A 15,641-nucleotide genomic window follows, 5' to 3' on the forward strand; every position below is an offset into this window, starting at 1 on the left:
CCTCGAATACGACCATGCTTGCATTGTTGCCCTGCTTGTCCATGCACGGCAGGCCTAAGGATTCAGCTGCCTATGGCATCATTTTGCCAGCACTCGCCATCGACGATCCAGCTCCGCGTTCCACTCTGCCCTTTTATGCGACTTTTCGAGCACAAACCGGGAACACCTGACCGTTTCCATTCATCGCCCAAGGCCAGTTTGGGAGTGCAAAAATGGCCGCAACGGGGCCGGAAGCCGACCGTCCGCAAAAGAATGAAACTATCAGGAAGCGGTCGCTCCGCTCCCGCCTCCATTTCTGACACTGCAATGAGGATCGAAGTGCAGGCGACCAAGACGGCTCATCGTCAAGCCGCGGTGCTGAGGCCGGCGCTTATTCTGGTTGTTCGGGTCGCGAAATCGCGGATAGATCGATCGCCAGGCGATGGGCGTCCTCCTCATCTGCTCCCACCCGTCGCAGCATCTCGAGGAAGGCGTCGGGGTCGGGCTGGCCGAGCGCGAGGCGGTAGTAGAGGAGGTCCTTGAGCATCCGCTCCTTTCGGGTCGATCTCAGGCTGAACCGCCAATTGAAACTGATACTCTCCGGACGGCCCGAGTCCGGCAGCCACCAGCGTTCAAGCCCGGTACCACCAGGGGGCTGCTCCCGGGCGACTTCGAGAAGGCAGGCGAACGGGCTGCCCTCCTCCGCGCGCGCTAATGCTGCATCGCTGTGGGCGGCGGCGAGCGACTGCCTGACAGCGAGGCTCCCGAACCGGGCGATCCGGCCCTCCCGTTGCTCGAAGTCAACTGGGTCAGTCGGCAGGTCCCAATGCACGATCCGGCGGCACCAGAGGTGGAAGTCGAGGCCCTCCTGGCCGACCGAGGTTGTGCACAAGACATGGGGCCAAAATGGGGAGTTGAACGCGCGGCGAAGCATGTCGCTGCGTAGCCTTCCCCCCTTCTTCTTTCCCGTCCGCCTTTGCTCGCCCCCAGCAAAGGGGGCGACCGCCTGGACGGGGACTCGGTACTTTCCTCTCGCCCGCTTGAACTGCACGAGACCGGGACGGTCCAGAATGCAATTGGACAGTTGCTCCACGATCTCGAGTCCTCGAGCATCACCTAGTTTCCCAACGAGGCAGATCTGCTCGTCGAGGACGGCCTCGAAGCCGCCCTTCATCATGGCCTCGCACAGCGCGTCCGGATAGCGCGTGCGTGTCGATGCAGCGAGCATCAATTCGGCGAAGGTGCGATGCCCGAAATACCCGCGGAGTCGGTTCCAGGCAAAGTCGAAGACGGGTGCGTATTCGCGTTTCGAGTTCTGCGGGATGCCGTGCCGGTTGACGCAGCGGGCGATGATCGATCCCGGAGCCGATACGATGTGATCTGCGAGGGTCGCAAGTTCCGCTCGCGAGATCGTTGCGATGCGCTGGATGGCTCTCCAATCCTTGGACTTCCCGCCTGTCCGTGCGCTCGCCGCGAGCGAGACGACGCGGTTGAAGGCTTGTGCGGAGATCTGCCGCTCGATGCCGCAAGCGACAATCCAAGTCGGCCTCTTCTCATCCCCGTCCAAGCGGACTCCCTTTCTGGTGAGATAGTCCTCCAGCTGATCCACCGCGTCACGCCGCATCGCCAGCATGCCACTCTTGGTCGCCTTTCTCGGGTCGATCGCGAGCGACAGGTTTGGCCACTGCATGAAGATGCCAACGAGCGCTCCACTTTCGCTGCCCCCGGGTCTTAGAAACGGCGCCTTCTTGCCATGGCCGCCGATCCCGCCCGTGAGGTCAATCGATAGCAGCGCGGATATCGAGGTGGGTGCTCCGCGCCACTTGCTGAACAGGAGTGTCTTGCCTGGCAGGGTCCGCTTCGAGGACCAAGGTCCCTCCAGGCGCCACCATGGCACCGTCGGCGGTTGCCATGGCAGCGCCAGACTCTTTGATCCGCCCGCCATGCCCGAGAGCACTCGCAACTGCGGATGAGCCAAACTCCCGCGGCCGGACCCAGCCTCGAAGGGCGGCGCCTTGGCATCGGACAGCTTCTCCCAAACCTTGTACACATGCAGCGTCTGCGCGGGATAGGGTATCGAACTCCACATCGCTGGCGCCCATCCGGCGAATTCCTTGCCGCAGTTCTCGGCGAGGTGCCTGAAGAGCATTAGGTCTCGCGCCTCGATGTCGACGAGGTGGTTGTCGCGTTCGAACAGATCTTTCTTGTGAACGAGAGCGCGCTCAGTGCGCGCCATGAGCGGGCTCAGGAGTGTCTCCAGTCGGGATTTCGCCTTGAGCACTTCCTCTCGCACGATCTCGGAGGAGCCAGGCGTGGCGAGTGCGTCGTGATAGTCCCGCATCGCCGCCTCCACCGTCACACAGCAATTGGGATCGTCGGCGAGAAATCCAGCCAGGTCGACCAGCGCCCGGTAATGCTCGACGGGATGCACCTCTTCGCCGCTGAGCCGGCGGAGTCGGTAGGGTGTTGCCGAGAGCAGGAGGACTGCGGGTTTCTGATCGCCCTTCAGGAGTGCATCAACAAGGAGCTTGTGCACCCGCGCTCGTTCGCGCTTTAGCCTGTCCTCAGATGCTTCGCGCTGGGGAAGGATCAGATCTGCGTATCTGTGGAAATCGTCGAGGATTACGAGGTCCGGACGAACCGATTTCGAGCGCAACGCCGAAAGGGCCAGCGCGGATCGGAACCGTGCAATGAGTTCCGCTAGCCTAATCTCCTTTGCTTCCAGCCAAGCGATGATGGTCTTCTCGAGGTTGCCCTTTGGGCAGTCGAAGATGTCACGCAACGCACGCTCGATGCCGATCTGGGTGTGGCCTTCCAGGCTTGACGCTCGCTCGCCAAGAAGCGACCGCGCATTCGGTCCGCGGTTGCGGTCGAGTCGCAGGACGATGGACCTCAGCGCATCGTACTTGTCGAGTACCTTGCGGATGAGCGCGCGTTCCGCCTTTCGGCCTGTTCGCGGGCCTGGCTTCCATCCAGGTAGGCTGGTTTCGGGGGTGAAGGTGAATATGCGATAGCCCTTGCCCTCGTCGGGTAGCGCACCGGGCACGAGCGCTAGGCGGTCCTCGCCCGTCGTGTAATCCTTCTCGTCGATCTCTGTGAGTGACACGAACTTCAGTCGGTTCTGTCCGACGATCTCGAGGCTCGGGCAGAGGTACATCACGTTGAGCCGGCGGCGGTTCTTTCGCAGCCCTTCGGCTACCGAGCGCGCGATGATCGTCTTGCCCAGCCCGACTTCGTCGGCCACCAAAAAGCGTCTCGGCCCATCCCCCTCGAGACGCTTGAGCGCGACACGAACGGTCCTTCTCTGGAACTCTGCAAGGTTCGTCACGCCGCGACGCCGATGGCGTCATGGACAGCCTGCAGGAACGGCCGCACCTCCTCCAGGTCATTGAGTGCGGCTTCCCGCTCCTCATCGTCAGGAATGGTCGCGAAGACCTCCCCGAACGATTCCAGCATTACCATCATTCCGCCCACGCGGCTCTCGAACGCCTTGTGGTCGCGCGCCCAGGCGGCCAACATGGTCTCGAGGGTGAAAATCTGGGCCAGCCGACCGGACGGGTCCTGTCGGGGTGATGTCCCGACTGCGTCCGACCAGCGCTGCCCGCCAGTGCCGTCGACACCATCGAGGAGCGACCGCAGCCAGTCGCGGAACCTGTTCGCACCGACGTAGCGCGCAAGCAGCACGCGGTCCCTCCGTTCAACGTCGATGCCCTCGGCGTCGAGAGCCTGTACCCAGCTGCGACTCACCTCCGGGTCGGTGAGGCTGCGCGCCCGAAAGTTTACGAGCGACGTCTGCTCGCTCACAGGCGGCGGGTTTGCGAGCAGTCGTATCGAGCGCGATGATCCCTGGATCGACGTCCAGGCGTCGGCGTCGAGGAATGGAGACACCTCAAAGTGCGCAAGCCCCAGCACATGTCCGGTGCCATCGCCGACGATTAAGTGCAGCCCGTCGTCCTTGTAGGCTAGGATGAACGAGCATTCCAGAAACTGGCTGATTAGTCCGTCCAGCTCCCGCTGTGCGCGTGCATTCTCCCGCTCCTGAGTCGTATCAACTTCAATGGTGGCAAGCTCGATGCCACTGTCGACGAAGCCGTAGATTGAATCAGCCAGAGCCGGATCGGTGATGTCGAGAATCGCGACGGCTTCTGCATTGGGACCGACCAGGCCTCGCTTCGTCAGATTCGCGCTGCCGAGCAGGAGCGCGGTCCTCTGCCCCTTTGATACCGCTAGGAGCTTGGCGTGAATGCCCGTAGACGGCGGCTCGTTGAACTCGCCGTCCGCTTCCTCCTGTTGCTGCTCGACGGAAACGGTCGCCTCGGGCTCTGGCGCGGCGTCAACGCGGAAATTCACCCCGTCGTGGGGTGCGCAGTCCGCCCCCGCGATCTCGGTCGTCAGGAGCGCGATGCTTCGCGCTCCTGCCTTCAGGACCTCGGCGAGGCCGCCGTGATCGATGAAGGGACTGACTGCACAGCTGCGGTCGGCTCGCGGCAGCAGCGCCGTATCGATGAACCGCCGGGTCTGTCCGTTGCGACGCCAGAGGATGTTACGGACGCTCATTCCCGGCGGTGCCATCCATCGGGTGGATCTAAGCTCGCTCAACTCGGTCGGCGTGAGCCGGGCCTCCTCCATCAAATCCTCCGCCAGGCGTGCGATGTCGGGGATTGGCTTGGCCGCCCTCTCTTTGGAGGTCACGAGCAGCATGCCGGCGTCACGGTCGGTCGAGCCCGTGAGGTTGCGGCTGCCAATCCAAAAGCGCCATTCGACACCACCCTCCGCCTCGTATCTCACCAGGGCGGTCTTAGGGTGCCAGCTTTCTTCGCGCTCGTTCGAGGGGATGGCGTGTACCATCGTATCCAAGAGTGGCAGGACTGACCGATGCGCGCTCGGAGCCATGACACGGCTGAGCTGATGCAAGACGAGGAGTTTGCCACGGAGCTTGTCGAACGCCTTCACCAGCCCAAGCGGCGATGCCTCGAACTCCACTTCGACATCGCTTCCCAGCGCAAGCACCAAGCCGAGCATGGCGACCAGGTCCAGCGAATAGGTCGTGACGATCGCCCGTGACACCATCTGACCGGGGCCCGGTCTAAGCGTGCCGAATATCGAGATGCGGTCGTCGCGTCGACCGAAGGTCATGATGCGTGCCCTACGCACTTGATCATGTTGCGCACGGCGGGCCACCGGAAGTCGAGGGGGGTGGCCACGCCCTTCTGCCAGTCCCGGCGGCGCTTCTCGTTGACGAGGTACGCGCGAACATCCTTCAGATCCCGTTCCCTGATCGTCAGCGCACTGGCAATCGCATCGAGAGGCCTCCGCTCGCGCACCCATTCCGTCACGGTCTCGATGAACTCTACGAGACGAGTATCTATGCGGGTCTCCGATCTAAGCGCGGCGACGTCAAGATCGAGCGCGGCTTTCCGGTGTTCCTCGACGAGCAGCGGAAGCGCATCCGCGTGGCGGTGATCCTCAAACCCGCGGTCCACATTGCGCCTGGCCTCGATCAGCGCTGAGTGTGCGGCTCGGGCGATGCAGGCGACGGAGGCTGCCCTTTCGGCGAGCACAAGGGCGTCGCGGTCAGGCTTCGTCGCGGCTCGCCGGACCGCGGTGGACCAGAGCGACTCCGTCGTCACTCCGTCCTCGGCCAGTCTGCTGAGAAGTGGCTGGGTACGATCCTTTCCGGCCACCATCCACAACCGCCGGAGATACTTCGCCTCTTGGCCGCGCAGCGCGAAGTCGATTTTGCCGGTCCTGTTGAGCCAACCTGGCGGGGGTCCTGGCAATCCCTCGAACAGGACCGCGGTTAAGTACTTGCCGTCATCGCCATCCTCCCTTGTGATAAGGCGCTGCCACCTGTCGCGAAGTCCGGTCTCAGTGGGAGCTTCGCTTAGACCTCCGACAGGGCTTGCCATCCGCCACGACCTAAGGGCGGTCCAGTAGATGGTGCTGGCGCGCACCATCGGACGCTGCTCTGCCTTGTACTTCGTCCAGCCGGAGATGCCGGAGCTCTCCAGCACCTCCACTGATTGCATGAGGCGGCGCGAGTATCGTCGCTCGATCTCGAAAAGCTTGTCGACTGAGAAGCGTTCGCCAGCTGTGCGGGAGAGCAGCTCCTGGTAGGACCAAGCGACGAAGAACACGTATCTGAGTTGGGCGTGCTGCACCGACGTTCCAGGGAAGAACCGGTCGGCGAAGGCGAAGTGGATCGGAGCGAACCCGAGTTCGTCACGCGTCCCGTCGGATGCGGCGCTCGTGAGCAGTCGGTTGGCGGCGGCCCGATCGGCTTCCGACAGCATGAACCAGCCGATCGTGGGCTCGACACTAGGCAACGGCTGCTCCTGTCATCATCCGACTTGAACTTCCGTCGACAATATCGCGCGCGGGGCGACTTTCCTCGAGCGGATTCCGTAGGCTTGGGATGAGAAGGTCGCAGCGAAAGAGGGCGTTGTTGACCGCCAGGATCGGCGGTTCGTGCGCACGCGATTTCCATCCGAAAACACCGCAAAGATGTCGGAACCGAGCCGGCCGAAAAGCTGCGGACGCAAAATGTCCGGCGAAGACACCGATACAGAGCTTGCCAAGAATCATCCCCCGCCAACGAAGTTGGCCCAAATGGTCGCACCGCGTCAAGCAGATAGCTTAGGTTGTCGTTGAATTAATAAGTTCGAATCACACCCACAGCCAAGTTTAGTTGCTTATGGCACCAGCGCGGCTTATGCCTCATGCGGCGACCAGTTCTCAATAGAGCGATGTCCGCTGATCCCGAACAGAGCGAGGAACATTTGTTTTCCTGGTGCGAAAGGCTAGCATAAGCAGAAATCAACCGCGCTGCCGCATCATCAATGCTCAGAACTTCAGGAATTCCGCCCGATGGCGGGTCAACCCGTGCATCGATTGAGGTTCGTCACTATTTTGGCGGGAATCATACCTCATGGACGAATGGCCGTGCCCTGCTGGCATTTCCCTCGCGGCTCGGACAACCGACCAAAATCACCTTGACTTAGGGACCTTTTTAGACGCGATAGCGTGAACTTGCGGATGAGGAAAATATTCCCTCGATTATAAGATTTTCGGACAACTCGGAGCGATCGTGACACCTGAACAATTCATTGGGAAGTGGGAGGCGTCAACCCTCAAGGAACGTTCCGCGGCACAGTCGCACTTCAACGACCTGTGCGAGATGTTGGGCGTGGATAAGCCGACCGACGTTGATACGAGTGGTGACTGGTACTGCTTTGAGCGGGGCGCTTCAAAGACGACTGGAGGTGAAGGCTGGGCGGACGTATGGAAAAAGGGGCATTTCGGCTGGGAATATAAAGGCAAGAGGAAAGATCTGACAGCCGCCTACGCACAGCTGCAGCAATATGCGGTGGCGCTCGAGAACCCGCCGCTCCTTGTAGTGTCCGACATGGACCATTTTGTCATTCATACTAACTGGACGAATACGGTATCAGAGACCCATCATATCAAGATCCAAGATCTTTCTGACGCAAATCAACGCGATAAGCTGCGTTGGCTATTTACGGAACCTGATCGGCTGAGGCCCGCCAAGACGATTGATGCGCTCACGCGTGAAGCCGCAGACACGTTCGCCTCACTCGCGATCAGCCTCAGCAAAGTTCATGACCCGCATGCCGTCGCTCACTTCGTGAATAGGCTTGTCTTCTGCATGTTTGCAGAGGACATCGGCCTCCTTCCTCGAAAGATATTCAACCTTATCCTAGAGAAAAGCATCAAAAAGCCTTCAGTGGCTCAAGGTATGCTAGAGCAGCTTTTTGGGGCCATGCAGAAGGGTGGCCCCTTTGGCGTTGATGAAATTGAGTGGTTCAACGGCGGTTTATTCGATGATGCTACCGCACTCCCTCTAACCAAGAATGACCTCGAGTCAATCGGAGCAGCGGCCGCGCTAGACTGGTCCGACATCGATCCGTCGATTTTCGGGACGCTCTTCGAACGTGGATTGGACCCCGAGAAACGCGGCCAGCTTGGCGCCCATTACACCGACCCGGAAAAGATCATGATGATCATCCGGCCGGTTATTATCGACCCGCTCACACGAGAGTGGAATGGAATCCGGGAGAGGATAGAGCACGCAAAAACCTCGGCAAAGCGAAAACGAGAGCTGTTGAACGGGTTTCTGGAGCGGCTCAGGAGCTTTCGAGTGCTAGATCCGGCTTGCGGCTCCGGAAATTTCCTGTACCTCAGTCTGCTGGCGATCAAGGACCTTGAGCACCGCGTGAATCTTGAGGGCGAGATCCTCGGGTTAGGGCGGCAGTTCCCTACCGTGGGGCCGGAGGTCGTGCGGGGGATCGAGCTCAGCTCCTATGCAGCCGAACTGGCTCGTGTCACCGTATGGATTGGCGAGATCCAATGGATGAGAAAGAACGGCTTCGATGTTAGCAAGACGCCCATCCTGAGGCCATTGCAGAACATCGATCATCGGGACGCCCTGATCAACGAGGATGGCACCGAGGCGAGCTGGCCGGATGCCGACGTGATTGTCGGGAATCCTCCATTTCTCGGCAGCAGAAAGCTGCAACCAGAGCTGGGGCCAGAATATACGGCCAAGATTAGGCGCCTTTATCGTGGGCGTGTGGACGAAGGCGCTGACCTGGTCTGCTTCTGGTTTGCGAAGGCTTGGCAAGCCGTCGAGAATGGCGGCCCCCAACATGTTGGATTGGTCTCCACCAACTCGATCACCGGCGGAGCAAGCCGCGAGGTGCTAGAGCCGATCGCACGGAATGGTCGTATCTTCGAGGCTTGGCGCGATGAACCATGGACGGTGGACGGAGCAGCCGTGCGGGTATCGCTTGTTTGTTTCGGCCGAGAGAAGGCGAAGGCGCCGCTTCTTGACGGAAAGCCGGTGTCCACGATTTTCGCGGATCTGCATGCTCCCAGCGATGGCGAAGCGTTCGATCTAAGCCGTGCAAAGATTCTGGACGCGAACATTGATGTGGCCTTCCAGGGTGTCGTGCCCCGAAGCCAGCTAAATAAAAAGGCTGCTGTGAAGTTGAAGCTGCCGCCGGCATCCTTCGTGTTGCCCGGCGGCATCGCCCGCGAACTGCTTGCACAACCTGTCAACCCGAACGGACGTCCTAACAGTGACGTCGTCTTGCCATTCCTGGTCGGCAACGACGTTACCAATCGGCCAAAGGACCGGTTCATTGTCGACTTTCGCGACATGACAGAAAGCCAGGCGGCCCTTTACGAGGCGCCTTATGCATATATCGAACCGGTGAAAGCACATCGGGCGAACATGACACAACCAGAGGCGTTGCTCAGCTGGTGGCAGCACTGGCGCTCAAGGCCAGAGCTAAGAGCAGCTATCGCTTCGCTCGACCGGTTTATAGTAAGTCCTAGAGTGGCGAAGTACCGACTTTTTGCTTGGCGGAAGCCGCCGATTGTCGCCGACAATGCCGTAGTGGTCATTGCCCGATCTGATGACACGACCTTCGGGATCGTTCACAGCCGCTTCCACGAGATCTGGTCCCTTCGGCGAGGAACGTTTCTGGGCGTGGGCAATGACCCTCGCTACACGCCGACAACCAGTTTCAGCACCTTCGCATTTCCGGATGGGCTGACCCCTAAATTGGCTGCTAACGATTTGGAGAAGAATGCTCATGGGCGTGCGATCGCAGAAGTCGCAAGAGAGCTGAACCGCCTTCGGGAGAATTGGCTGAACCCAACTGGCCTAGTTACATCGATCCCTGAGGTCGTTGGGCATTTCCCAGAGCGTCTTGTTCCTGTCGATGACAAGGCGGCGAAGGAGCTCACAAAGCGCACTCTGACGAAGCTCTACAATGCAAAGCCCAAATGGCTGATCGACGCTCACCGGTCGGTAGATGAGGCTGTTGGGGCTGCGTATGGAATCTCCGCTGATGCCAAGCCGGATGAAGTCCTAAGATTTTTCTTGGAACTCAACGTGTCACGCGGCGGGTCCAAGCTCAGCGTCGTCGATGACGACGAAACAGATGAAGAGGTCTGAACCACAGGCCGACCCTGACGGGATGTGCTTACGCGTCCTATTTAGCTATCAACGACCGGCCCGGGCCGGTGGGAGCCTGTCCAGTTTGGCTCTGGATCGCTCGAAAGCAGCTGATCGGAAACCGGCTGCCGCGTCTTCCCTATTGGCTTCCCGCGCGTATGTTTTCACCATCCCCATCAGCAGCTTAGAGCTGACGAACGGATGGAAATGCTGCAAGGCGTCTGCCTATTTTCGGTATTTGTCGGCCAACCCGCGCTCCTGATCGCCTCCTGCGCCGCGAGGCGCAAAGCTGCCTCACTGCCCGCAACCTGGATGTTGGCTTTCGAGTGGAGGAAAACTTCGCCTCCACGGCCGAGATGAGGCGCAAAGCTGACGCGAAAGCCGGCGCTTGGAAATGTCGATTAGACTAGCTAAGGGGCAATCGAACAGCACGGTATTTCCGCAGCGCATCAAGAAGTCCAATCTCATCCGAGCTCATGGACCGCTACGCCCGGCACTACAGCCTTGGCGATCTCGCACAGGTGCTGGTGGTGCGTAAGATAGATCACCTGACCGGCACTTGCCATTTCGCCAAACAACCGGAAAACCTCCTGGGACCGGACATGGTCGAAAGTTTCCATGATGTCGTCTGCGATGAAGGGCACGGAGGGCCGAAACTGCGCAAACTCGTAGTAGCCGGCAAGCCGCAGCGCCAGATAGAGCTGAAACCGCGCGCCCTTTGACAGCGCGTCCGCGACCTTGGATTGCCCATCGCGCTGCAATGCGATCAGCACTTCCCCACCCTTCACAGGTTGCGTTGTCAGGCCAGAGTACTGGCCGCGCGTCATGAGGGCGAACGCGTCTGATGCGCGCTCCATCATCCCGGAGCGGTGACGCTCGCGGTAGAGACGCAGCGCATTGCCAGCCGACATGATTCCCAATTTCAGCTCGATATAACGGACGGCCTTTTCCTCGATCTCGAGAAGGACGGTGCGCCGTTCGGCATCGATGCGGGCAACAGCGCTGTCGCCGCCAATGGCGTCCAGCTTGTCGGTCGCGCGTGTCTGCCGGATGAGCTGCTGCTGTATCGCCTCGTCAAGGTCGTGAAGCCGTTGCTCGGCTTCGGCCTTCTCGATTGCAAGGCTGTCGAGATCGACACCATCCAGTATCGAACGCGCCTGCTCGAAGCCTTCCACCGCGAGCTCGGACGAAACCTGTTCCTCAAGCTCGGCCACGGCAGTGCGCAGGCGATCCCTGTCGCGCAGCAGTTCGTCGCGTTGCACGACCTCCGCCAGTGTGGCGACGCCAAAGACGCTCAGGACCTCGTTCTTGCGGCGCTCATGCGCCGAAATCTCGGCATCGAGGATCTCCCGTTGATCCTGCAGGCGCTGCAGGTCATTGACGAGGCTTGCCTTGGCCTCGCGCATGCGCTCGGCGCGCTCCAAGCGCTCGGCAAGCCGAAGGGCCAGCTGTTCCGGTTCGTCGTCGTCCGCCGCCTCGCCCGCTTCGGCTGCAACGGCGGAAACCTCGACCTTAAAATTGTCCCTGTCGGCCTCCATCTTCTCGATGCGAAGCTGCATGGAGTCCCGGTCCTGAAGGCCCTTGGACAGTTCAGCCAGTTGGTCAAGGACGCCTCCCATGCCGGGCACCGAGATGCCGCTCTCCAGCCATGTGCCCTTTAGCGCTTCGGCAATACCAGCCTGCCATTCATCCTCACGTCGCTCCGCGACTTCGACAGCTCGGCGCCTGGCGGCCAGATCCTCTTGCCTTGTGCTAACCGTCTTGAGCGCCTCGGTGCGCTCAGCGTCCACCTTGAATTGTCTCTCAAGGAACAGCTCTGCCGCGGCCATGATCGTCTCCAGGCTGTCACCCGGACCCGAACCGACGCCGACGCTCGCCAGCGCACCGCTCAACTCCAGGCGTATTCGGCCTTCCTCATCAACCGCCCGCTCGGCCTTCTTGCGGGAAAGCTCGATCTCCTCCCAGGCCGCGATCGCTTCTCTTCGGGCAGCGATGCGATCCTCGATCAGCTCGATCAGCTGCTCGGGGGATGATTCCTGGCGGTCTGCGAGCAGCTCTCTTGCTGATGCGCGAATTTCCAAGAGCACAGCCTCCCGATCTGAGCCGTTGCGAGCAAGTTGATCACGCGCATGCGCGATGGTGGCCGAGGTTTCTGCGAGATTGCGGCTTGTGCTGCGGATTTCGACCAGTTCCCGGGCGTTGGCCAAACGGCCTGCTCCGACACTGTCGTCTCGGGCCAGTGCTGCCGCGAAATCATCCGCCGTATCGCCAGTCAGGTCATCGCGATGCCTTGCCCAGGCCTCGTCACGGGCGCGCCGAATGACGCCCGCCGCATCATCGTCGGTGACATCGACTGAGGCACGAAGGGCTTCCAGCCGCGCCGAAAGCAAGTCGTGATTGCCCTGGTGCTCGGCAAGACGTTCGGAAAGGATGCCCCTACCCTTCCCGAGCTCTGCTGCCAGCGCCTTCCATGCGCCCAGGCGTCCGGCATTCGGAATGGCGATCCTGGCCAATGCCTGAGCATCGCCCGACCAGGGAAGCAAGCGCGCGATCGCGGCCTCCCATCGAATTGCACCGGCATCCGCGGCCTCGCGTGCCGCCTTGGTCTCCCTCATGTATCCGCTAGCCTTTGCCGTAGACAAAGCCGAAGCCAGCCTTGCCCTGGCAGGCTCCGGCACGGCCCGTTCTTCGCCGACCCGCTCGCGTGCCCCCTGAAGCGCATCAGCAGCTGCCGCGGCCTCCTCGCGCGCAACGCGGACGCTGGTGACGATCCCGGATCGCTGCTCGACCATGGTACGCACAGCGCCAATGGTTGCAGCAGGCAAGAGCAGTTTGGCAGGGTGTTGCTCGGAGGGCTTTCCAAGGGCGGCAAGGCAGCTCGCCACCGCATTGTCGAGGATTTGCAGCTCCGTCCTGCGACTTGGCAGGTCGAGGCCGGCCGAGACATGGCGCACCTTGCGGTCGGCTAGGCCGAGAACCCGTTCGGAGATCGCTAGGATCGTCTCGTCCACATCGACCGACGCAATTTTTGTCGTCACCCGCTCGAGTTCCTCCACACTCGCGGATAGCCGCGTTCTCAGACTGGCGTCGTCATCGATCATCTCAGTGACGCTGCCCGTCCAGGTCCGTGACGGTGAAGCGATCTCGGGCAACTCGGCCAGTTGGGCTTGCTTGCGTCGGATTTCGGCAAGGATCGGGATCGCGCGAAGATACTTCGCGATGGTATCGAGCCGAGCCGACAGCACCGATCGTTCGGCGATGCTGCGGTCGTATTTTTCTGTCGCGTCGAGACGCTCGGGTTCAAGGCTCTCATAAGTCGACGCCAAGGTGTCGATCGCCTCCCTGCCGGCCTTCAGTTCCGCAAGCCGCTTCTTGAGCAGCGCAAGCTCGGTTCCGTGCGCCTGCTTGCGATAGAGCTTGTCCGCTTCGGCCTCCAGCACGCTCAAAGTATCGCTTGCGTGCCCGAGACCGGCGCTGGCCGTGAACAGCAGCTTGCCCAAGTCGCCGCGCGATTCCAGGATTGATTTTCCACCTGCTTCCAGCGTTTCGTCGTCCAACGAGAACATGGTCTCGTATGCGTCGCGAGACAGGCCGGCCAGATGCGCCGATATCGCCATTTCGCTGACCGGTTGGCCAGTCTCGTTCAACAATGAGTTGGTGCGCTGTTTGGTGCGTGTGAACGTGTGCTCCGCGCTGCCGAGTTCGAGCACCCCGCCGATGCGCATGGCGCTGTACTCGTGCAGGAAATTGTAGCGGCTGCGTTCCTCGATGCCGAACAGCAGATCGAGATAGCCGGAAAGCGCGGTCGACTTGCCGGCTTCGTTCAGGCCGAAGACGATATGCAGGTCGGGACCGGATTCCGGTTTCAGCCCGAAGTCGATTGTCCTGTCGGTGAACTTGCCATAACGGATGAGATCAAGTCGCCGGAGCCTCATTGTGACCCACCGGCCTTGAGGCGGGCGGTGACCAGATCTGCGCCGTTGGCAAGCACCCTATCGAGGAACAACTCCAGCTCAGCCTCGTCCTTGCCGGCGAAATCGCGCCCGTCAGGCGGAAGATCCGCGACCATCTTCTGGACCAAGGCCCTCGCCTCGGCGCGGAACGCGTCCGAGCCGGCATCGGCGCGCATGGATTGAGCGAGTTCGAAAATCGGATCGGCGATGCCCTCGGATGGTTCGGCCGCGAATGGAGAGACGCTAAGCTCGAGCTTGTCCACCCAGGTGTCACCCATCTGCTCCGCGACCTGCTCGGCTTCCGCGAGCAGCAGGTCGCGGTCACGGATCAGCGCCCAGGATAAGGGTGAAGCCCCGGTCAGGCCGAGACGGACCACAACGTGACGGGACCTGACGGAGGCGCGCACATCTTCGAGCGCGGAGCGGACTCGTCCGACGACATCGGACCATTCCACCGTTTCGGTCAGGTCGACATTCGCCCTTTCGAATTGCGCGATGCTGGTCAGCCTCTCCTCGATCTCTACGGTGCGGTCGTCTCGTATCGTCACCAGGGTGACGGATTTCTCCCCGGCCTCATTGATGTCCCTGCCCTGGGGAATTCCCGGCATCACCACCGTGCTCGCCCCGGGATGGACCTGGCGGACATGGATGTGCCCAAGCGCCCAGTAGTCGAAGCCATGGGCATGCAGGTCGGTGGCGTTGCAGGGGGCATAGACGTCGTGGCCGGGCGATCCGGCCAGGCTGGTATGCATGATGCCGACATTGACCGCGCCTTCACGCGGCGCTGAATACTTGGGCAGCAGGCTGTCCGGCGCCTTGGGGCTGGCGAAGCTCAAGCCATGAAACATGACGTCGAGCCCGCCGGCTGTCTGCAGCACTGAATGGGAACGGCCACCGAAGATCGTGACCGTATCCGGGAACACCAGCTGCTTCGATATGCGCGATAGCGCGTCATGATTGCCACGGATCTTGAGGACACTGATGCCGGCCTGGTGCAGTCGTGTCATCTGCGACGCCAGGAAGCGGGCGGTTTTCATCGACGTCTGGTCGCCATCATAGAGATCGCCGGCAATGACCAGCGCATCGACACGCTCCGCCAGGCAGAGGTCAACTATGGAGACAAACGCCTGGCGGCTGGCGTCTCCGACGAGTTCGGCAAGGTCGCCGTTTCGCATCGCCAGCGAACGCAGCGGCGAGTCGAGATGGATGTCGGCGGTGTGAACGAATCGAAATGGCATGACACTGGCTCCGGTCCGAGCATAACGGCGTTCGGCTGCGGCTCGACAGGAAACATCTCAAGATACGGGGTGTTGGCTCTCGAGCTATAGGTCGGCGTTCGAGCGAGGTGAGTGGCTATCAGCGAACAAGACATCCACTCCGACTTGCCAACGACCTCACCCCAAGACCTCGGATGAACTGTCCCGCCTCGAAGTGACCTACGCATGCCGCTACTTCGTCTCACCTAACAGAAGGCGCCGCATCCAGTCGAGAAATCCTCCCTTGCGCGGCTTCTCCGGTTTGGATTCCTGCATGGGCCTTTTCCGAAGGCGGTCACGCTGAGCGTCTGCTGGATACTCGGCGAGCCCGCCGTCAACAAGCTTGCGTGCGGCACGCGCTACGTCCCATGGAATCTCGTTGAGCTCTTCCGCGATCTCGAGCGTGGGTCTGAATCTGACGATGTCCAGTGCCGCCAGGACCTCGGCTGTCAAACGGCTTCCAAAACTGAC

At 61.1% G+C, this 15,641-nt stretch carries 7 protein-coding genes; 1 reads left to right on the forward strand and 6 read right to left on the reverse strand.

The features are described 5' to 3' along the window. Positions 1–370: 370 nt before the first annotated feature. The 3 genes from FFS37_RS29515 to FFS37_RS29525 are packed head-to-tail and all read right to left on the reverse strand — an operon-like array spanning position 371 to position 6,305. On the reverse strand, positions 371–3,307 hold the full coding sequence (locus FFS37_RS29515) for a DEAD/DEAH box helicase (protein ID WP_137934488.1): 2,937 nt from the start codon (positions 3,305–3,307) through the stop codon (positions 371–373). Further along, positions 3,304–5,115: a phospholipase D family protein gene (locus FFS37_RS29520; RefSeq protein WP_137934489.1), complete on the reverse strand. Its 1,812-nt coding sequence runs from the start codon at positions 5,113–5,115 to the stop codon at positions 3,304–3,306. The genes FFS37_RS29515 and FFS37_RS29520 overlap by 4 nt, the downstream gene beginning before the upstream one ends. Beyond that, a complete protein-coding gene (locus FFS37_RS29525) occupies positions 5,112–6,305 on the reverse strand; it encodes a DUF6361 family protein (protein ID WP_137934490.1) in 1,194 nt (397 codons plus the stop codon). The genes FFS37_RS29520 and FFS37_RS29525 overlap by 4 nt, the downstream gene beginning before the upstream one ends. Before the next feature lie 761 nt (positions 6,306–7,066). Here FFS37_RS29525 and FFS37_RS29530 point away from each other — a divergent pair. Beyond that, positions 7,067–9,961 carry a class I SAM-dependent DNA methyltransferase gene (locus tag FFS37_RS29530; protein ID WP_137934491.1) on the forward strand — a complete coding sequence of 965 codons (2,895 nt, stop codon included), beginning with the start codon at positions 7,067–7,069 and terminating at the stop codon, positions 9,959–9,961. Between the two features lie 464 nt (positions 9,962–10,425). On the opposite strand, the gene FFS37_RS29535 is transcribed toward FFS37_RS29530, so the two are convergent. From FFS37_RS29535 to FFS37_RS29545, 3 genes are all read right to left on the reverse strand, one after another. Next, entirely contained in the window at positions 10,426–13,896 is a 3,471-nt protein-coding gene (locus tag FFS37_RS29535) for an ATP-binding protein (protein ID WP_137934492.1), read from the reverse strand. After that, positions 13,893–15,152, reverse strand: a complete 1,260-nt coding sequence (locus FFS37_RS29540; RefSeq protein ID WP_137934493.1) for a metallophosphoesterase family protein — start codon at positions 15,150–15,152, stop codon at positions 13,893–13,895. The genes FFS37_RS29535 and FFS37_RS29540 overlap by 4 nt, the downstream gene beginning before the upstream one ends. A 210-nt stretch (positions 15,153–15,362) precedes the next feature. Further along, positions 15,363–15,623, reverse strand: a complete 261-nt coding sequence (locus FFS37_RS29545) for a hypothetical protein (protein ID WP_137934494.1) — start codon at positions 15,621–15,623, stop codon at positions 15,363–15,365. Positions 15,624–15,641 lie beyond the last annotated feature (18 nt).

It is taken from the genome of Mesorhizobium comanense, assembly GCF_005503535.1.
GTDB classification, from domain to species: Bacteria; Pseudomonadota; Alphaproteobacteria; order Rhizobiales; family Rhizobiaceae; genus Mesorhizobium; species Mesorhizobium comanense.

Coding starts and splice junctions, on each gene's coding strand:
- FFS37_RS29520 (WP_137934489.1), bottom strand. CDS start 5,115: ATGACCTTCGGTCGACGCGACGACCGCATCTCGATATTCGGCACGCTT.
- FFS37_RS29535 (WP_137934492.1), bottom strand. CDS start 13,896: ATGAGGCTCCGGCGACTTGATCTCATCCGTTATGGCAAGTTCACCGAC.
- FFS37_RS29540 (WP_137934493.1), bottom strand. CDS start 15,152: ATGCCATTTCGATTCGTTCACACCGCCGACATCCATCTCGACTCGCCG.